This is a genomic window from Sulfitobacter sp. AS92 (assembly GCF_038900015.1).
Taxonomy (GTDB): Bacteria; Pseudomonadota; Alphaproteobacteria; order Rhodobacterales; family Rhodobacteraceae; genus Sulfitobacter.
The window spans coordinates 1-19004 of sequence record NZ_JBBMQL010000018.1 but is presented as its reverse complement, the minus strand read 5'-3'; the positions used below and the strand labels follow the sequence as shown (position 1 = coordinate 19004).

Below are 19004 nucleotides of genomic sequence, written 5' to 3'. Positions count from 1 at the left end.
AACACCATCACATCCAAAGGTCCAAAATTTTATTGAATGTTCAATGGATAAATTCATATAGAGGAACGGACTGTTGGCCGATCTCGCACTACCCAAAAACCTTAGGAGCTTTGACCCATGAAAATTTTCATCGTGATAACAGCTCTGCTCCTCTCCGCTTGTACCTCTTATGAAAAAGGCGAACTCCCGTTGTTCCGCGACCCACAGACGGGTGAAATGCGGCCTTGCGGCCACATCGGGCCGCTAGGAGACTGCAAGCACTACATGTGAAGACGGCTTGGCGGGATGCCCAATAGGACGCCCTTCAAACTTACCCTCTCCAGTGCAAACAACGATGTTTCCATCGTCCGAAGCGCGCACAAACGCACCCTGAACCTGAATGTAATCACTAACTAAGATGGTTCGGATCATGGGTCTTTCCCCTTGGCAACTATATGCCCCGTTCTAAGGCGTCTTCGGATTGCAGTAAACTCCACAAAAGGTGATGGTGGAGGCCCATAAGCGGCCTTGGTGTCGCGTGAAGACCACCAGATTTTGCAGTTTCCGTGACACAATTCGGCGTAGAGCACCTATTTGACGCCTAAGGCTGGTCGTGCAGGGTTATAGTGATGCGGTCCCTTGAGCTTTTAAGACAACAAGAGGACTTCAAAAGTCACGCACACCCGGTTCGCGCCCAAAGCCAGATTGCCAATGCTTGGCGGACCCTCAAATCCCACAGAGATCCCGCCCCGCCCGGCGTCGCCTGTTAGAAGAATTTCAGCGGCGTCATCTTCCAAGGTCGGATGCCCCTCCAACTTAGTGCGAACCAGACTGCCCAGACCTTTGATGGTCCGCAAACGCAATCCTGTTGCATCCGAGCACTTTGCCAGACCTTCCTCGAGCAACTCATTGGGTCGGATGGTCGCAAGAGTGGCGTTAGGGTGCTCCACCGCCCCCATAGAGACTGGATGAAATAGCGTGAAGCCTGTCTCCGCATCGGCCTTCATGTCAAAAAGCGCACCTTCCAATACCCAGACATCAACGGTGTGATCCATCGATAGCACCGTGCCCTCGGCCAGCAGATGTCCCGCATGAGGGCTTCCATTGCTGTCAGTCCAAAGACCGTGCACGTGGGCGAATGCTGCCCCGTCCCGCCGTCCCAGATGTGAGCCCGCTCGTTTGATCGTCGCAGATGTCAGCACCGTCTGCGCGCTATACCACGCCACATGGCGGTCGTCCGGTGCTGGGGCAGGACGCACGAATGTCAGCTTCTCCACCGATACGTTATCTAAGTCAAACCAAGCGCCGACTTCTCCTACGGCATCAACCATCGCTTGCAACAGCGTCAAGCCCGCCTTCAGCGTGACGCGCTGGTGTACTGCAATGCAGGACACTGCAGTAATTCGATCTGCAGCAACTGGACCGGGATGGATCAAGGTCCGCCCCTCAGACATCCGCAATCTCCCCCCGCGCGGTCAACTCGGCCCGGATCAGCTTTTTGGTGATCTTACCATAGCCCGACTTAGGCATCTCCTCCCAGAATACGACAGTTTTAGGCGTCTTGTAGCGCGGCACCAATGGGGCCAGCCACGCCAGAAAGGCCGTGGGATCGGGTGCTTCCCCTCGTGCGACGCAGACAGCGATACCGACTTCGCCCCAGGTCGGATCCGGCATCCCCAGCACGGCACATTCGCTGATGGCGGGGTGTTGCAAGATTTTCTCCTCAATCTCGCGCGGGTAGATGTTGGAGCCACCCGAAATATACATGTCAGACGCCCGGTCTGTGAGATAAAGGAACCCCTCAGCATCCATATGACCAAGATCGCCGGTGAGGAACCAGCCATCTCGAAACGCTTTGGCGTTCGCCTGGGGATTGTCGTGGTACCCGGCAAATACAGCCGGGCCAATAACGGCAACCTCCCCGGTCTCACCCGGCATCACCTCACGTCCTTCAGCATCCTGGACCTGCACCTGCATCCCCGTGCGGGCAAAGCCGCAAGTGCCGATGCGCATGTTGGTATCATCCGCAGAATGATGGATGGGGGGCAACACGGTGATATTGCCTGTGACCTCGCCCAGCCCAAAATACTGCACTAAGACGGGCCCCAGCACTTCAAGTGCGCGGATTTGATCCGCGCGGTACATTGGGGCCCCCGCATATATCACATAGCGCAGGCTGGAATGGTCATGTTCATTCACAGAAGGATGCTCGACCAATAGCTTTACGATCGTAGGCACAGTGAATGCATTTGTGATGCGCCATCTCGCAACCAGACGCCAGATCTCGGCGGGATCGAATTTGCCCCCACCGGGAAGAACGGTCTTTACCCCATGGGCCACTTGCGTCAGCTGGTGGATCCCTGCGCCATGTGACAGAGGTGCTACCACAATAGAGGCATCTTGAGGGCCCGTCCCCGGCATCAAATCACACAGATGGTTGGTCACGACGAACGCCAGCTGGCCATGGGTCAGCACTGCGGCCTTTGGTTTTCCGGTTGTCCCAGAGGTAAAGAAAAACCATGCCGGATCGTCGCGGTCCACGGGGGCTGGGGTGACTGTTGCCGCCGCAAATTCCATGACGAGCCCGTCGTAATCGTCATGTCCTGTACCGCCGATACGCACGGTGAAGTCCAGACCATCGCAGGCGGCAATATGCTCTGCAAACTCAGCCCCCACCAGCAATCCCTTCGCGCCAGAGGAGGCCGCAAGCCAAGCGACATCTTCTGGGGTTTGACGAAAATTTGCAGGCACCCAGACACAGCCAAGTTTCCAGCAGGCAAAGGCGGCCTCAAACATTTGATTGCAATTGGCAGATTGCACCAGCAACCGGTCGCCCTTGCGCATTCCATAGCGGTCCCGAAGGGCGGCAGCAAAAGCTGTCGCGCGCGCCTCCAATTCAGACCAGGTCCAGGTCGCCTCTCCCCAAACAAGGCCGATGTCTTCCGACTGTCGCCGCGCGGCATCGGTCAAGAATTGCGAAAGGTTCATGACCCGGGCTGAGATAGGCTGCATTAGGTCACCCGTTCGAGGATCGAAGCATAAGACGCCACAGCGGCCCCGCCCATATTAAAGACGCCAGCGAGCTCAGCATCGGGAACTTGCATACCTCCTGCTTCGCCCATCAGCTGCATCGCCGCCATGACATGCATTGAAACGCCGGTCGCTCCGATGGGGTGTCCCTTAGACTTCAGACCCCCTGATGGGTTCACCGGCAGACGCCCGTCTTTGGCGGTCCAGCCTTCGCGGATCGCGCGCGCCCCTTGACCCGGCTCGGTCAGCCCCATCGCCTCATATTCCAAGAGCTCCGCGACAGTGAAACAGTCATGCGTTTCCACCAAGCTCAGGTCATCAAGCGCTACGCCGCTGGCGGCGAAAGCCTGCTCCCACGCCCTGCGCGCGCCATCAAAACGGGTGATCTCCCGGCGCGACAGCGCCAGAGGTTCGTTGGTGTGGCTCCGCGCCCGAAAGCGGATTGCCCGCTGCAGCTCAGCCGCAACTTCAGGCGCCGCAAGCACGATCGCCGCGGCCCCATCCGACACCAGCGAACAATCGGTACGCCGCAATGGGCCTGCAACCAACGGATTCTTCTCTGAGACAGTATTGCAAAAGGCGACATCAAAGTTTCGCTGCATATGGGCGAATGGGTTTTGCATCCCATTATGGTGGTTTTTAGCAGCGATCATCGCCAGTGTTTCGGACTGATCGCCATAGCGCTGGAAATAATTTCCGGCAATCTGGCCGAAAAGCCCCGCAAAGCCGCCGCGCACCTCTGCCTCTTCGCGACGGTAAGAGGCGCCAAGCAAGATATCACCCACTTCCACGCCCGGTGTGGCGGTCATCTTCTCAGCGCCGACCACAAGTGCAATTTTGCCCCGGCCGCTTGCGATAAAATCCATTGCCCCATGCAATGCTGCGGAGCCTGTGGCACAGGCATTTTCGTAACGGGTGGCCGCCACACGCGAAAGGGCGTCATTGCCCATGCCGACCAAGGCGCCTTGGAAATCCTGATCTGAAAAACCATTGTTGAACACGCCCACGAAAATACCGTCGACGTCCCCAGCGGCGACCCCCGCATGCGTTAACGCAGGACCAGTGACCTCCGCCATCAATGCCTCCGTGTCCGGGGCATCACTGCGGCCAAAAGCGCTATGGGCCCAGCCCACGATATAAGGGTCGCTCATCATAAATCCTTCGGTGAATTTGAAAGTGGCATTCGTCGCGCCAGACGGGCTTCAATGTCTCGCGCTTCATGTTCCAGCAAAGCTGCCAGTTCTGCGTCACGGGGCGGCTGCATTCGGCTCTCAATGGCGGCAAGGGACAAAGCCCCGGCAACGGACCCATCAGGGCGCCGCAAGGCCATGCCAACGCCCCAGCTGCCAGCCACGATGCGGCCGGGGTTTAACGCAAACCCGCGGGCGCGTGTCATCGCCACGTCACTGCGCAGCAGTTCAGCAGTGTAGTTCGGGTAGTCCGAGACCAGCCTATCGGCGTTGTCCGCCAACAGGGCTTCAATTTCCGCATCGGGCAGCGCGCTTAGCATGGCCAGCGAGCCCGCCCCAATCCCAAGAGGATGCTGCGCGCCCGTTTCCAGTGCATGGGTGCGTATCGGAAACGCGCCCTCCTCGCGGTATAGACAGACGGCGTCGGACCCGCGCCGCATACTCACAAAGGCGGTGTCGCCACTTGCTTTGGCCAAACGCACGAGAGCATCGGCAGCCGTTTCCAAAAGTCCATGGCGCGGGGTCGCCAAGATGCCGAGCACATAGCTTTCCTCCCCCAAATGATAGAGCCGCGTGGACCCGTCCTGTTCCACCAACCCGCGCCGGATCAACGCAAGCATCAACCGCCGCACCGTGGGTTTGCCCAGACCAGAGGCCGCGATCAACTCCGACAGCGCCACCCCCCGCCCAACGGCGCGGCCTGTAATTTGCAGCAGCGCCAAGGCGCGATCCACCGCTTGGCTGCCGCTGGCGGGCGCTGACTGTTCGTCATTTCTCACAATATGGACCACGATCTCTTCATTCGCCTTAGCATGGCCCTAAAGACCTGCGCATTCTAAGCACGATTGCAAGAAATATCTTGCCCGAAACGTCGAACTCTGTTCCACATTGTGGTTCAATGAGGGAGGAACCACCGTGAAAATGATTTCAAAGGCCGCCTTGGCCGCAATTTTAGCCACTACAGTTTTGTCCGGCACCGCCGCAAGTGCCGAAACCCTACGCCTGTCGCATAACACTGGCGACACGACAACTTGGCACAAGGGTGCCGAGAAATTTGGCGAGCTTCTGTCCGAAAAAACCGACGGCGCCTACGATGTTCGCGTCTTTCCCAATGCGCAGCTGTCCGGCGGCGACCAGATGAAACAGGCCGAAATGGTGGGCCGCGGCGCGCTTGATCTCGTTGTCACCTCGGCAATTAACGTGACCCCCTTGGTGCCTGAAATGGCTGTCTTCTCGCTGCCCTACCTCTATGCCAACTACGCTCAGGTGGATGCGACCACCCAAGGTGCGCCGGCAAAGCTGCTTGAAGACATTCTGCGCGAAAAGGGCATCGAAGTGCTGGCTTGGGGCGAAAATGGGTTTCGCGAAGTCACCAACAACGTCCGCCCGATCAAAACCCCCGAGGACATGAAGGGACTCAACATGCGCGTGGCCGGGCCCATGTACATCGACGTGATGAATGCCCTCGGCGCCAACCCCCAGCAGATGCAATGGGGCGAAACGATGACCGCACTTCAGCAGGGCGTCGTTGACGGGCAGGAAAATCCAATCGGGGCCGTGATCATTCCCCAGCAGGTTTTTGAGGTGCAAAAACATCTGACCGCTTGGCACTATTCCTATGATCCGATCTTCCTTGGGGTCTCGGCCGAGATTTGGGCAGATCTGGATGCAGACACCCAAGAGATGATGCGCGCGGCGGCGACCGAGGCCATGGAATATCAGCGCGAAATCACGCGCGAAGGCACCGCGGAGGGCATCGCATTCCTGCGCGATAAGGGAATGGACGTCTACGAGCCTTCCGACGAAGAGCTAACCGCCTTTCGCGAAGCGACCAAACCTGCGTTCGACACTTGGGCCGCTAAAGTCGGTACCGACATCGTCGGCAGCTTTCAAGACGCGATCGCGGCGACACCCGCGAACTAAAGCTAAGGCACGGCCCTTCAAAGGGCCGTGCCGATCCGGGGAGGGTCAAAGCCATGCGGTTTTTGCTGCGAGAATTCGAAAAGATCATCTGCGCCCTGCTGTTTGCTGGCATGACGCTCATCGGCTTCATTAACGTCGTCGTCCGCTACGCCACGCATTATTCCTTTGCAGCCTCAGAAGAGCTGCTGACCAACGGCTTTCTGTTGTTGACCGTCTTCGGCGCTGCAATTGCCGCACGGCGGGGCCAGCATTTGGCGGTAACGATTGTGCAAGATTTTTTGCCCCGCCCTGCCGCCCGGGCAGTGTTCGTGCTTTCGGTGATCCTTTCAGTCTCGTTGCTTGCAGCTTCCGCTTGGTTTTCTGGGGCCACCTTGATGAACCAACTAGAGAGCGGCATCCGAAGCTATGCCCTCGGCGTGCCCGCATGGTGGTATCAAATCGGCCTGCCCTTTGGCTTTGGCCTTATCATTATTCGCTATCTGCAGCATGCGGCAGAGACGTGGCACCCGCCACAGCAAACACCACAGGCGACCCCAAGTGTCTGACCTCCTGAATATGGGTGCCGGTACCCAAATGATCGTTGCCTTCTTTGTGCTGATGGCGCTGCGCGTGCCGGTGGCATTCGCGCTCGGCTTATCGGCCATGTATGCGATGTGGCAAATCGGCTTCGGCTTTGAGCTTGCAGGAGACCTGATCGCCACTGGCATCGCCAAATACGCTTTGCTGGCCATCCCCTTTTTCATTCTCGCAGGGACGCTGATGGGAACGCTGGGAATTGCCGAGCGCATGATCCGTTTTTTCCGCATCCTGATCGGCAACCTTCCCGGTGGCATGGGCGTCGTCGGCACGGTGGTTTGCCTCTTTTGGGGGGCTGTTTCAGGCTCTGGCCCTGCCTCTGTGGCGGCTATTGGCCCTATGATCATCAAAGGAATGGAAGAAGATGGCTACCCCCGCGCCGCGGCTGCCGCTCTGGTCTGCACGGGGGCTGCCTTCTCTATTGTGATCCCGCCCTCCATCGGCCTCGTGATCTATGGCGTTATCGCCGAGACCTCGATCTCCGCTCTTTTTATCGCAGCAATTATACCCGGCCTCTTCATGGGATTGCTGATGCTGGTCGTTCTGCCCTTCATCAAGTCGTCCAACCGGGAGGGGCTGGACAAGCTTTCGCCCGCACCCCCCAGCAACGGTTACTGGCGCGATCTAGGGCGAAGCTTTCGCGAGTCCTTCTGGGGCCTTATGACGCCTGTGGTCATCCTCGGCGGTATTTATTCCGGTATTTTCACCCCAACCGAAGCGGCCCTGGTCGCGACAGTTTATGCCATAGCTGTCGGCGCCTTTGCCTACCGCACGCTGACAATCCGTGCCCTCTATGACGCCCTAACCGAAGCCGCTTCATCCTCCGCCGTAGTCATGCTGGTGGTCGCCTATGCAAGCCTGTTCGGTTGGGTCGTAACCGTCGAAGACCTCGTTGGACAATACTCCGGCCAGTTGCTCGGCCTGTCGGACAATGGCGGGGTGATCTTGATGGTCATCATGCTAATCCTACTGATCGCAGGCATGTTCATGGACCCTGTCACGGTGATGTTTATCTCTCTTCCAATTTTTATGCCAGTGGTGCGTGAATTGGGATGGGACCCGGTATGGTTCGGCGTGCTGGTGATGGTAAACCTTGCCATTGGTCTCATCACGCCGCCCGTCGGGATCAATCTTTACGTCGCTGCAAACATCACGCGACAGCCCTTGGAGCGCATTGCGCGTGCCGCATTGCCGTTTCTCGCCATCAGCGTCATCGGCCTTGCCATCGTAGCGGCGGTCCCTGCCCTGTCCCTATTTCTGCCTGAGGTCCTGAAATGAACGATACCGTTGCTCTCGTCACAGGTGCCGCACGCGGCATCGGTCTCGCGACTGCGTCTCTTTTGCACGCGGAGGGCAGACGCGTCGTGATGCTTGACCGCGATGCGGATGAGCTTGCAACTGCGGCGGCCACCCTGCCCGGCGCTTTGTCCCTGACCTGTGACGTGTCGATCCCCCAGCACGTCGCGCAGTCTATTGCAGAGGTCGAACACACATATGGGCGCCTCGACATTCTGGTAAACAACGCGGGCGTTGCGGACTTTGGACCGCTGGCCGAAACCGATTTCGCCTGCTGGCGGCGTGTTATGGATACAAATCTTGATGGCGTTTTTCTGATGTCGCAGGCCTGCCTGCCCCTCTTGTCGGTACGCGGCGGCGCCATCATCAACATTGCCTCGATTTCAGGCTTGCGCGCCTCGACGTTGCGCGTTGCCTATGGCACCTCCAAAGCTGCCGTCATCCATCTCACCAAGCAGCAAGCCGCGGAACTGGGAGAGGTCGGAATCCGTGCAAACTGCGTTTGTCCCGGTCCAGTGGAAACAAAACTTGCGCTGGCCGTACACTCTCCTGAAATACGTGCCGCCTACCATGACGCGATACCGCTTAACCGATATGGAACGGAGCGGGAAATCGCAGAAGTCATCTGCTTTCTAGCCGGCGAGCGAGCCAGCTATGTTACAGGTCAGGTTGTGGCCTCCGATGGCGGGTTTGATGCAACCGGCGTCAGGCTGCCTGCGTTGAGGGTGTGATTCACAATGCCATTGAGGGGCCCGTAGAATAAGGCTGGTAACCCCGGCGAAACGGCCGAGGTTGGGCTTTCAATCGTCAGTCTCCCAGGATCGCTGCATCTACACGGACGGGGATCTGAGGCGCCAAACAGATAGCGCAGCGCCCTCAAAACCCATAACCTCGAAGGCTTTGGCAAAGGCTTCTTCGTTGTAGAAACGGCACCTACCCACATTGGTCAAACGGTAGAGTCGGCCCTTAACAGAACTGCCGCCCCCAATTCGGAGGCGGCAGATGCAGTTTCGAAAATGGAGCTTACTTCTGCTGTGGCTTGTCGCCAGGCTTAGGCGGGCTTTTCTTAGGCTGGGGTTTAGGTGCAGTAGCCATCTATCGTTACTCGCGTTTGCAAGGGTCGACACCATGTCGATCCTGTCACAAGTATTGCGCTGAACAGGAAAACCGCAAAGGTCGTTTCCTGTCCGTCGCGTCGCATTTGGTGCGCTGTGCGAAAATTGGCCGAGGACCTAATACTCAACACGATTTCCTAGGCCGCAAGAGATCCATTCCTTCTGGCGATAAGGCAAGCACCCAGCCCCTCTTCTGCCTGTCAGCCTTTGGCGCCCTGCCCTCTGGCATAGACATCTTCATAGCGGATAATGTCGTCTTCGCCGAGATAGCTCCCGGTCTGCACTTCAATGAGCACCATTGGCACCTTGCCGGGGTTCTCCATCCGGTGGGTCGCGCCCAAAGGAATATAGACAGACTGGTTCTCGGTCACGAGCTTCACCTCTTCTCCGATCGTCACCTTGGCCGTGCCTTCGACGACGATCCAATGCTCTGAGCGGTGATGATGGCTCTGCAGGCTGAGGGCGGCCCCGGGATGGACCGTAATGCGCTTCACTTGAAAGCGGGAACCCGACACGAGACATTCAAACCAGCCCCAAGGGCGAAAATCCTTCGGAAGCGTTTCAGCTTGAGAGGCCCCTTTGGCCTTAAGAGCCGCGACCGCTTTTTTGACATCCTGGGCACGGTCTTTATGCGCCACCAGCACCGCGTCGGGCATGGCCACCGCAATGATGTCGCGCAACCCGATGCCAACCAATTGCTGGCTTGGGTCTTCGGCGCGCAGCATTGTGTCATGACAATCGATGGCCGTGGCGGAAGCCGAGGCCACCACGCCCGCCTCATCCGGACCGGTCTCGCGCCAGACCGCATCCCAGCCGCCCAAATCCGACCACGCCCCGCCATAGGGAACAACGCTGAGGTTTTCAGCTTTCTCCATCACGGCATAGTCGATGGAGATATCCTCTACCTGGCCCCAAGGCCCGGGCGCCAGCCGGGTGAAACCAAGATCTTGCTCGGCCTGGTCTACAGAGGCGCGCACCAAAGCCAACATCTCAGGGGCATGCGCCTCAAAGGCCGCAATGATCGTCTTGACCGAGAAGAGGAAAATTCCCGCATTCCACAAATGCTGCCCCCCGTTGAGCAGCGCCTCCGCGGTGGCGCTGTCGGGCTTTTCCACAAATCCCTTCAGCGGCTGTGGCTCAGAGGCAAAATCAGCCGAGGGCGCTTGGCTCATTTCAAGCCAGCCATAGCCAGTCTCTGCCCGGTCGGGGCGGATGCCGAAGGTCACCAGCTGGCCCTCAAGGGCTGCGATGGTCGCCGCCTGAACCGCCGCGCGGAAGCTTTCCGCCTCAGGGATCACATGATCCGAGGGCGCCACCAGCATCAGCGCTTCGGGCGCGCGGGCGGCAAGTTCCAGGGCGGCAGCAAGGATCGCAGGTGCGGTGTTGCGCCCCTCGGGCTCAATAAGAATGCCGGCAGGTGCTATCTCCACTGCGGCCAATTGTTCTGTCACCACAAAGCGATAATCCGCGCCGGTCAGGATCACCGGGGCCGCAAACCCCTCCCCAGCCAACCGTTTGGCCGACGCCTGAAACAAGCTGCGCTCCCCCATCAATTTGGCAAACTGCTTAGGATAGCTTTTGCGCGACAGCGGCCAAAGCCGGGTGCCAGACCCTCCGGCCAACAGGATTGGGTGCACAATATGGGTCATGAAAATATCCTTTGGACGCGCAAGTTAGCAATGAAAGACAGCCTGGGGGCCGGCAAACCAATCATAATTCCCGCACAGCCGTACTTCCAGCCCCGTTCATGGACGCGCGGTTCAAAGCCCACAAAACAAACACACCCGTGCCCCTGCGATGACACATCAAATTTCCAACTTACCCGCACATGATCCGCACGAGGAAGCAGCTTTGCCTTCAGCACCCCCCAAGACCCCCTTCGGCGACATTGCGCCAACATCCGCGCCTGGGTCCCCAAACCCGCGTCGCTCCCTTGCTCCACCACCTGCGCCGGAGTACTGAGCACCCCCAATAAAAGGCAAAGCGGCTTATGCTGCTTTGCGCACCTCCCGGGTTCTTTCTAGGCATCCGGTTCTCCTCCACCAAAACGATCCGTTGCAACGCATAAAAAGAGGCCCTCACGACATGAGCTATACCTTGGCTGACTATAAATGGGGCTTTGGAGAACAGGGGCATTCGGGCGGCACCGTCACCTGGAGTTTCGCCTCCCCGGGCGCCGGCTCTGCCTTCGCGCGTGACATATCAAACCCGCTCTACCAAGCGCTGATCCGCGATGCGTTTCAGGCGTGGGAAAACGTCGCAAACATCAATTTTGTCGAGGTGGCCGACGGCGCTCAAAGCGATCTGCGCCTCGGCTGGGACAATATTGACGGGGCTTACGGCGTGATCGGCACGGCGCAGTCCTACCTTAGCAAGACAAGCTCGACGCTCTACAGCGTCACCGAGGCAAAAATTCGGTTTGATCTGGCGGAAAACTGGTCCACGAGCAAAACAGCCCCCGGCGGGGCCGTGAACCTCTACACCACGGCCCTGCATGAGATCGGCCATACCATGGGTCTGCTGCATACCGATGATCCTGACACCATCATGTATCCCACCCTCAAATCCCAGCCCGATCTGACACATCATGACATCGAAGGCGCGCAGCTTATGTATGGCGCAAGACTGTGGGGCACCGCGCAAGACGATCTGCTGGTGGCCTCAAAGGCCGCGGATGTCATCAATGGCCAAGCCGGCCTTGATACCGTCCGCTTTGAGGGCGCCCTGAGCCTCTACAGCGTGACAGATGACAATGCGCTTAATATTGAGGTTTATGCGTCTAACACAGGCCTCACGCAGGAGTTGCAAAACGTCGAACGGCTGCAGTTTGATGACGGGTCTCTCGCCTTTGACACGGATGGAAATGCCGGCACCACCTATAGGCTCTATCAAGCTGCCTTTGATCGCGCTCCTGATCCTGAAGGACTGGGGTTCTGGATCCGGCATTTCGATATGGGCACCGTCACCCACGAGGAAATGGCAGGCCACTTCATTGCCTCCGAAGAGTTCGACACCACATATGGCGGCGCGGCAAATGTCGACAACGACGCCTTCCTGACCCTCCTTTATAATAACATTCTCGACCGCGACCCGGATCACGCCGGTTTTGATTTTTGGCAGGATCAACAAGACAACGGTCTAAGCCGATCTGTGATGCTGCAGCATTTCTCAGACTCGCAGGAAAATATCATCAAAGTCGCCGCGGCCGTCGATGACGGCATCTGGTACGTCTGAGCCCCCGCGCGCGGCACCTGTTACAGCCGTAGTCAAAGAGGCTTCAACGACCTAACCGTCAGAGCCGGCTGCCCGACCTGGCGCGCACTGCCGCCGTTGCCAGGCCAGAAGCATCAGGACGTTCCTGTGAGAATAGAGCCTCATTGAATAATGATACACACTTGTAGCATTTCTCCAGGATTTTTGCAAAAGATACAGGATGGTAACATTGTGCATTTGACTGCACCAAAGTTACCGATCTGTATCAAAGGTATCTGTCATGGAATTGAAGCCCGCAGAACAACGTCTGGCCCGGCAGTTTGGCGAGCACGTCCGCGCCCGCCGCAAGACGCTAGGCTATACTCAGGATGATCTCGCATCCATGATCGGAACCAACAGACGCTTCATCAGCGAACTGGAGCGCGGAAAGGGCACCAGCTATCTTGGCCCATCCCTGGCGGCCGCCGAAGCCCTGGGTATCAACATTTCCATCCTCTTCGAAGGGCGCCGAATTACGCCATCTTCCTCTCTTCCGAAGGCGTAGCCCATGGACATCTTCTTCGAAAAATACCTGGTCGGCAGGATCGATACGGCGGCCTCTCCATCACCAGTATTTCGGTACGATCCCGCTTGGCTTTCCCTGCCCGGCGCCTTTCCGATTTCGACGACCCTTCCCATGATGGAGCAGCCCGTCGGGTGGGACATCCTCGCGCCATGGCTGATCAACCTCCTGCCGGAAGACGCGGACGCACTCCGTATGATGGCCCGCATCCTCGACGTTTCACACACCGATGTCCTGGCCCTGCTCGAACGGGTCGGCCGGGATACATCAGGGGCGCTTTCCTTCGCTCAGAGGGGCACCCCCGGTGATACAGTTATTCCAATCAATACGGACGCCGCGCTCGAGAAAATTCTGAACGAACTGCCAGCCAAACCGTTCCTGGCAGGCGAGGAGGGGGTCTCTATGTCTTTAGCGGGCGTGCAGACGAAACTCTCTGTCCGTCTGCTCGAAGACGGCCGGCTTGGCATCCCCGTAGATGGTGCTCCTTCCAGCCATATTTTGAAGCCAGATAACCCGGGCCGCCTCTGGGGCAGCGTACACAACGAGGCCTTCTGCTTGACCCTCGCTCGCCGCGTCGGACTGTCTGTGCCGGTCGTCACCACAGGACAAGCCGGAGAGCGACAATTCCTCCTTGTGGAAAGGTATGATCGAGCACCGGATGGAGACCTGCTGCGCCGCTTGCATCAGGAAGACTTCTGCCAGGCCCTCGGACTGCCGCCTGGCGCCAAATACCAGCATTCGCAGTATCGCGGTCCGAAAGCTAACTTTTCGCGCATGATGGATCGACTCCGCGAAGTGGGTGGCGGCTCTCAGGTCATGCAGATGTGGGACATGCTGGTGTTCAACGTCCTGTGCGGGAATACCGACGCCCACCTCAAGAACCACTCCCTGCTTCTGTCATCAGAAGGTGTGACACTCGCCCCCATCTACGACGTGATATGTGCTGGGGTCTGGCCTAATATCACGCGGAACCTGGCTCTCGACATAGGTGGCAAACGCGTAGGCGACTACATCGAAGAGCGCCATTGGAGCCGCGAAGCAGAGGCCTGTGGTCTCGCACCAAGACGCGCCTTGGCCCGCGTAGAGTATCTGATCCATAAGGTTCGGAACGAACTGCGCGCAACGGAGGGAGATATCGCAGCCATGCCGGCAGGAACCCATGGGATCATAGAGAGCGTTGCGGAGGATATAGACCGCAAGTGCAGAACACTCTTGAACACCCTGGAAAAATAGGTCGCGGCGTCATTCCAAGGGGTGACAATATCTGAACCCGAACGGATAGCGCCGCCCCTTTCGGGGCGGCGCTATAGACATTTCCTCATCAACATTTACCGTAGGGGCGGGGCCATTTGGTGGGAGCCATTTTGCTTCATGCCCCGCAGTCAGCAGGGGAAATCGACTTAAGTGAGCTTACCGGCTGTCGTTACCCTGACCATAGCCGCCATAGATATAGCCTTCACCTGGGCTGCGCAGATCGCTGCGGCTGCTCAATACGGCATCGGTGTTGAAAGTCCCATCCGCGGTGCTGAAGGTGATGTCATTCGCCTTTGTGGATTCACCAGGTGCGAGCGTGCGGGTCTTGTCGCCATAGACCGCTTCAGCGCCAATCGACGTATCTAGGCGGAGGTCGTTGTAGTAGGTCGAGTTGTCGGCCGCGGCGGCGGTGGAAATAAGGGCGGCGGCAGCTGTTGTCATAACATGTTTCATAATCAGTTCCTTTTATGTTTGACCTTCATCGCGTGGTCATCGTTCTGGAAAAGGAACGTAGCCGGGGACGTGTTTGTTTCCGCAGTGCAGCGCACATGGTCTGTGCATCACCGAACATCTCGATCGAACGACATGAATGATCGGAGTGACCGCACTCGAGATGGGCATGGCGCTCGTGTCGAGCGACCAAGCATTCGACATGCTAGACGGGATTCCAGGATGGCGCGGCCGAATTTAGATCCCGTCCTTTTCGTAGAATACTTCGGCCAGTGTAACTTTCTTCATATGACGTTTCTTGCGGTTCAAATTGATGATGCATCAAACCCCTTCGCGCCCAGCGTCAAAAAGCCGGACAAACATCGCCCCCTCTCCCGCAGACCCAAGTCTTCCGAACCGGGCCACTATGCGCCGCCCCCGACCCGTCGCAGCTTTTAGCGCAAAGATCGCCTGGCGCTCATAAGCTGGGCGAGAACGCGATGGCGTTCTCTTCCTGGGGCTGCAGTGCGTCCGGTGAGATCTGCAGCCGGTCGCAGACCGCGTGCAAAAATTCCTCATAGCTTTCTTGAGACAGCTCGCCCCTCCCTATGATCTCCCCATTTTGCGCCAAGACGATCCCCCACTCCGGCCCGGCCACGGTAAAGCCCCCCTCATGGTCCATGCCAATCGCGATGCGCTGCGCAAAGACAGACCGTGCCGCGCCGCGCAGCGTCCGGATCATGTCTATGGCGCGAAGGCGTCTTGGGAGAGCTGCGCCTTGATCCAAGCGATATCGTGGGCGATCGCTTGGATCTCCTGCCCCAGCATCCGCTGCTCTCCCGTCCCAGCTGTCTCCTCTTTCAGCGTCAGGGCTGCCTGTTCGAGCGCGCGGCTGTGCCGCTCCATCTCGTGGCGAATGCCGCTCAGCTCCGAGACGAGCGCCGTGATCTGTCCGGCCACCTCCCGCTCAGCGTGCTGACCCAGCACCTGCTGAAGAAGATTGCAAAGGTCTTTCATCAAAGCCTCGAGGGGCGCTGTCGCCTGTGTGTTGTAGAGTGCTGTGGTCATAAGAAAATGTCTCCAATCTGGTTGTGATGCGGTGTAAAGCCCGGCGGTCAAAGGCAGCGAGGCAGGTCTCGATCAGGCTAAGGGCCGTGGTCCGCGCCAAGTGCTCGCGCAAACGACGCAGCTCTGCCGCGAAACGGCACGCGACGGTGGCAAAGCGCTGCGGCGCTTGCGCGGGTCTGGGCACGGCGGGGTGGCATGAAGCCAGGTCGCGCTGCGGCGCTTGGGCCCTCCCGGCCCAGCTGGGCTCGGCCAGGGTCCAGGCATCTTTTGCGTACCGGGAGGCATTCCAAGCCGCGCGCCGGCGCCACTGCGCCGACAGAGCACTTCGTACACACAGTTGGGGCAAAGCTTTCTTTTCCGGGGCACCTGTCCCCAGACATGTGCCGTGCAACACAAGCGGATGCGGGTCTGTTTCTGAAACCAAAGCGATGGCTCCCCCCGGTCTTAGCTCAAGGTGACACTTCACCGCGGCCCCCACCTTTGCCATCAAAGACAAGAACCCCGCCCGGTCCCGGCCTTGGCGGGAGGCTGCGATCCTCTTGGCGCCCTGCAACATGAAGAGCTTTGGCATCGCCGTGGTGAACTGCTCGTTATGCCGCAGTGCTGCCGCCACCCGTTTTTCCAGCCAGTCAGGTCCCGCTATCCCACGCGCCTTTTCTGGGGACCTCGGGTTCTCCCAACCAAAGGTCTCGTTCAGAAAATCGCCCAAAGCATCCCAAGCATCTCGGCTGCCCTTCATTGGCGGATACGGGTTATAGCTGCGCAGTTCCCCGGCTGGCGTCCAAACAAAACGCGGCATCACAATGTTGATTTCCAAACGCCCAGTATGCGTATGAGTGCCCGCAAAAACCGGCGGGCGGGTTGGCTCAGGCACTCCGGCAAAGGCCATCTCTAAAAAGAGATCAATCGCCGCTGCTCCCGCCTTGCGCGCGGTGACCTCCCCCGCATTAAACGCGGCCACATCAATATCAGTTGGGGCAAAGGAGAGGGTCGCTACGCGGTACTTCCGCTCGAAGCGCAGGGCGGAAATCGCGCTCTGTACGATGCTGGGCTGGCCCAGCAGAAGTTCAGGCGCAGGCTCTCTGACCTCCAAAACCCGGGCCTTCCCGACGGCCTTCATCACCTGACTGTCAAGCAAATAGGCACTGGGCTGATGCGGGTCTGTAGGGTTCTGATGAGGGGACCAACCGATCAGCATGGCGATGTCCGGGCAACAAAAGGAACCGGGGCCAACATCACAAGAAGCTGCTCGATCCGGTGCAAGCGGGCCAAAATCACCAAGCCGCCGTCCTGCGCGGCGTCCTGCTGATCTGCGATGTGCTCCAGCAGCGTCAGACCTTCTTCAAGCAGCCCGACCATCTGCATGACCTGCACCGCCGAGGCCCCTGCCCTGGCGCCAAGCCCCACATGCCTAAGGTAGTCCGAAAGACTGCGGCCCGCGGCGGCGGCCCTTTGCATCAGCAGCTCTTTCTCTGCAGGTGACACATTGACCTTCAGCCGTTCGGGTCTTTTGGTTTTGTCACAGGGTGGCATTGCAGTTCTTTCAAATTGGGCCCAGCCGGGGGGCCTTGATCGTCGGCATGCCTCAAAGCCTATGTTCTGGTAAAACTGATCCAAAGAAAAAGCGCGGGCATCCCGCCCAAGAGATGTGGATAACCCATTCGCCCCCTCGCCCAAAACTTCCGCGGGGCGAACACCGCGGGCGGCCTTAAGCGGCGGCCCGGTTCGCATCGGTCAGGTGCAAACCCCGGACAAAGGGGGGCTCAAAGGGTGGTTCAAAGTGGACCCTCAAGAGACCAACGGTTGGTCAAAGCTCTATGTAAAAGGCGCGAACGCCTGATCCCCGGACAAAGGGAGCGGGTAGTCCAAGATCAAAATCTATCGCATCCTAAGCTGAGAGAAGCGCGCAAGGACCGCGACAGCGCACCCGGACAAAGCAGGCTTCAAGCCTACGTCAGAGGGGCGCGGACGTGCCGCATAAAAACGAACGCATGGACCGCAGCATCACCGCAGCCGGGCAAAGGTCATAAAGATTTTGGCAGCAAATGAGACGTCTGAACGGGGCACCTCCTCAGGCGTGCTGCTCCGGACCCGTCGATGATTTTGCCCTGCCGCAACATACTCTTGGCATGGCGCGAGCCCAGTTCCGCTAGAGTGATCGAAAGCGAAGCACTGACTGTCATCTCCTCAACCACGCGGAACGTGGCCGACACGGCCGACACGGCCGACAACAACGCGCATTGCCCATCGGCACAAACCACACCTATCACGACGGGTTCGCGCCGCAGCAGGTGACCATCAGATACCGGTGGCAATGCGGCAAGTCTGGCTGCCTGTGCGCCGTTAAGTCGTGGTGTAAAAGCCGATGCTGGAGACCGCGACGAGAGCCTCGCATTCATGTCCTATCGCTAATATACCGATGCGCCTCAGACATGATGGGTCAAACGCTGCGTCCACCCGATGTGCGCTCAAGGAGGCGAAGGGGATCTTCACGTTTCGCCATTTCGGTTCGCTCACGAAATCAGCGCGATAAGACTGCCAGGGTTTGGTGAGTTGAGCGGTGCGCAGACGGATGTCGTAGGTGTCGCCGTTCCCCCAGACGGCCACCTCTAGCCCCTCCCACGCGCTCACATCCAATTCCGACCCATCTTCGCGCAGATCGAATGCCATCTGGATAAACCCGCCGTTGTTTTCCAGCGAAACCTCGCCGCGCAAAACAGTCGCTTCGCGTCCCTCAGTGATCTCTTTGGTGACAGTCCCACTTGAGACACCGCCCATGACAGTGTCGGAAACAAATTCCCACTTTGGGTCCAGCTGCATCATCTTTAAGGTTTCTCCCGTTCGCGCGTATCCTGACACACGCTTATGGACAGGCAAACTTTAGAAGTGCGTATGCTCTGGCCTCTACGTATCATTCCACATTCATTTGAGGCCACCGGTTTTTGATGGATTGGTGATTAAACGGCGCCGACTTGGACGCCTTTGCGCGCAGGACAGCTGGACCGCGGCAAAGATCGCAGAACGATCAAATGACCTGTTTGAGAACGTCCAAAAAATCTTAGACATACCAATCGCCGAAAGCTAAGGCGCAGTTGTCGCCCTGCTTTGCTGGTGAGGCTGGAACCCCTTGCCCTATGAAAGCTCTTCCCAGATTGGCACTGTCTTCATGTGGGTCTCGACGACTGATCTGACTTCATCACACATCGGCAAATTAGGCGTTTCTGCATCCCAATGCTCTATAGCTCATCTTGATATAGACCTACATATCAATCGAAACATTTGATCTGCTTGGTGGACGGGCCCCTGTTTCACCGGACACCTAAGCGGTTTCGGTTTTGGCCTTGATGAACTCGCGAGGCGAGCGCCATC

General features: G+C 58.4%; 18 protein-coding genes. 7 read left to right on the top strand and 11 right to left on the bottom strand.

The genetic code is table 11. The annotated features are described in order from the left end of the window. Positions 1–626 precede the first annotated feature (626 nt). Genes WNY61_RS18735 through WNY61_RS18720 form a run of 4 tightly spaced genes read right to left on the bottom strand, consistent with a single transcriptional unit; the run spans position 627 to position 4990 of the window. Positions 627–1433: a hypothetical protein gene (locus tag WNY61_RS18735; RefSeq protein WP_342852958.1), complete on the bottom strand. Its 807-nt coding sequence runs from the start codon at positions 1431–1433 to the stop codon at positions 627–629. Then, positions 1426–2991 (bottom strand): acyl-CoA synthetase, encoded by a 1566-nt coding sequence (locus tag WNY61_RS18730; protein WP_342852957.1) that lies wholly within the window; start codon positions 2989–2991, stop codon positions 1426–1428. The genes WNY61_RS18735 and WNY61_RS18730 overlap by 8 nt, the downstream gene beginning before the upstream one ends. Continuing rightward, positions 2991–4160: an acetyl-CoA acetyltransferase gene (locus WNY61_RS18725; protein ID WP_342852956.1), complete on the bottom strand. Its 1170-nt coding sequence runs from the start codon at positions 4158–4160 to the stop codon at positions 2991–2993. The genes WNY61_RS18730 and WNY61_RS18725 overlap by 1 nt, the downstream gene beginning before the upstream one ends. After that, on the bottom strand, positions 4160–4990 hold the full coding sequence (locus tag WNY61_RS18720; RefSeq protein WP_342852955.1) for an IclR family transcriptional regulator: 831 nt from the start codon (positions 4988–4990) through the stop codon (positions 4160–4162). Before WNY61_RS18720 ends, WNY61_RS18725 begins: the two co-directional genes overlap by 1 nt. Before the next feature lie 130 nt (positions 4991–5120). Between WNY61_RS18720 and WNY61_RS18715 the strand changes: the two genes are divergently transcribed. The 4 genes from WNY61_RS18715 to WNY61_RS18700 are packed head-to-tail and all read left to right on the top strand — an operon-like array spanning position 5121 to position 8725. Further along, a complete protein-coding gene (locus WNY61_RS18715; protein ID WP_342852990.1) occupies positions 5121–6122 on the top strand; it encodes a DctP family TRAP transporter solute-binding subunit in 1002 nt (333 codons plus the stop codon). Between the two features lie 53 nt (positions 6123–6175). Next, positions 6176–6667, top strand: coding sequence for a TRAP transporter small permease (locus tag WNY61_RS18710; protein WP_342852954.1), 492 nt, complete (start codon positions 6176–6178; stop codon positions 6665–6667). Beyond that, positions 6660–7976, top strand: a complete 1317-nt coding sequence (locus tag WNY61_RS18705) for a TRAP transporter large permease (protein ID WP_342852953.1) — start codon at positions 6660–6662, stop codon at positions 7974–7976. Before WNY61_RS18710 ends, WNY61_RS18705 begins: the two co-directional genes overlap by 8 nt. Further along, complete coding sequence (locus WNY61_RS18700; RefSeq protein ID WP_342852952.1) at positions 7973–8725, top strand: SDR family oxidoreductase; 753 nt, start codon at positions 7973–7975, stop codon at positions 8723–8725. Before WNY61_RS18705 ends, WNY61_RS18700 begins: the two co-directional genes overlap by 4 nt. 584 nt (positions 8726–9309) lie before the next feature. On the opposite strand, the gene WNY61_RS18695 is transcribed toward WNY61_RS18700, so the two are convergent. After that, positions 9310–10758, bottom strand: a complete 1449-nt coding sequence (locus WNY61_RS18695; RefSeq protein ID WP_342852951.1) for a mannose-1-phosphate guanylyltransferase/mannose-6-phosphate isomerase — start codon at positions 10756–10758, stop codon at positions 9310–9312. A 436-nt stretch (positions 10759–11194) separates the two neighbouring features. Here WNY61_RS18695 and WNY61_RS18690 point away from each other — a divergent pair, with 436 nt between their 5' ends. The 3 genes from WNY61_RS18690 (at position 11195) to WNY61_RS18680 (ending at position 14117) form a co-directional block, all read left to right on the top strand. Continuing rightward, the gene (locus WNY61_RS18690; protein WP_342852950.1) at positions 11195–12343 is read left to right on the top strand and encodes a DUF4214 domain-containing protein; all 1149 of its coding nucleotides are present in this window, start codon (positions 11195–11197) and stop codon (positions 12341–12343) included. Between the two features lie 259 nt (positions 12344–12602). After that, positions 12603–12866: a helix-turn-helix domain-containing protein gene (locus WNY61_RS18685; RefSeq protein ID WP_342852949.1), complete on the top strand. Its 264-nt coding sequence runs from the start codon at positions 12603–12605 to the stop codon at positions 12864–12866. A gap of 3 nt (positions 12867–12869) precedes the next feature. After that, positions 12870–14117 carry a type II toxin-antitoxin system HipA family toxin gene (locus WNY61_RS18680; protein ID WP_342852948.1) on the top strand — a complete coding sequence of 416 codons (1248 nt, stop codon included), beginning with the start codon at positions 12870–12872 and terminating at the stop codon, positions 14115–14117. 177 nt (positions 14118–14294) lie between these two features. On the opposite strand, the gene WNY61_RS18675 is transcribed toward WNY61_RS18680, so the two are convergent. The 6 genes from WNY61_RS18675 to WNY61_RS18650 all read right to left on the bottom strand — a co-directional run bounded on the left by WNY61_RS18675 (position 14295) and on the right by WNY61_RS18650 (position 18458). Further along, positions 14295–14591, bottom strand: coding sequence for a hypothetical protein (locus WNY61_RS18675; RefSeq protein WP_342852947.1), 297 nt, complete (start codon positions 14589–14591; stop codon positions 14295–14297). Between the two features lie 454 nt (positions 14592–15045). After that, complete coding sequence (locus tag WNY61_RS18670) at positions 15046–15309, bottom strand: hypothetical protein (protein ID WP_342852946.1); 264 nt, start codon at positions 15307–15309, stop codon at positions 15046–15048. A gap of 2 nt (positions 15310–15311) precedes the next feature. Continuing rightward, a complete protein-coding gene (locus tag WNY61_RS18665) occupies positions 15312–15584 on the bottom strand; it encodes a hypothetical protein (protein WP_342852945.1) in 273 nt (90 codons plus the stop codon). Next, entirely contained in the window at positions 15535–16833 is a 1299-nt protein-coding gene (locus WNY61_RS18660; protein WP_342852944.1) for a hypothetical protein, read from the bottom strand. Before WNY61_RS18660 ends, WNY61_RS18665 begins: the two co-directional genes overlap by 50 nt. Continuing rightward, a complete protein-coding gene (locus WNY61_RS18655; RefSeq protein WP_342852943.1) occupies positions 16827–17168 on the bottom strand; it encodes a hypothetical protein in 342 nt (113 codons plus the stop codon). The genes WNY61_RS18660 and WNY61_RS18655 overlap by 7 nt, the downstream gene beginning before the upstream one ends. 810 nt (positions 17169–17978) lie before the next feature. Further along, positions 17979–18458: a CIA30 family protein gene (locus WNY61_RS18650; protein WP_342852942.1), complete on the bottom strand. Its 480-nt coding sequence runs from the start codon at positions 18456–18458 to the stop codon at positions 17979–17981. Between the last annotated feature and the right edge of the window lie 546 nt (positions 18459–19004).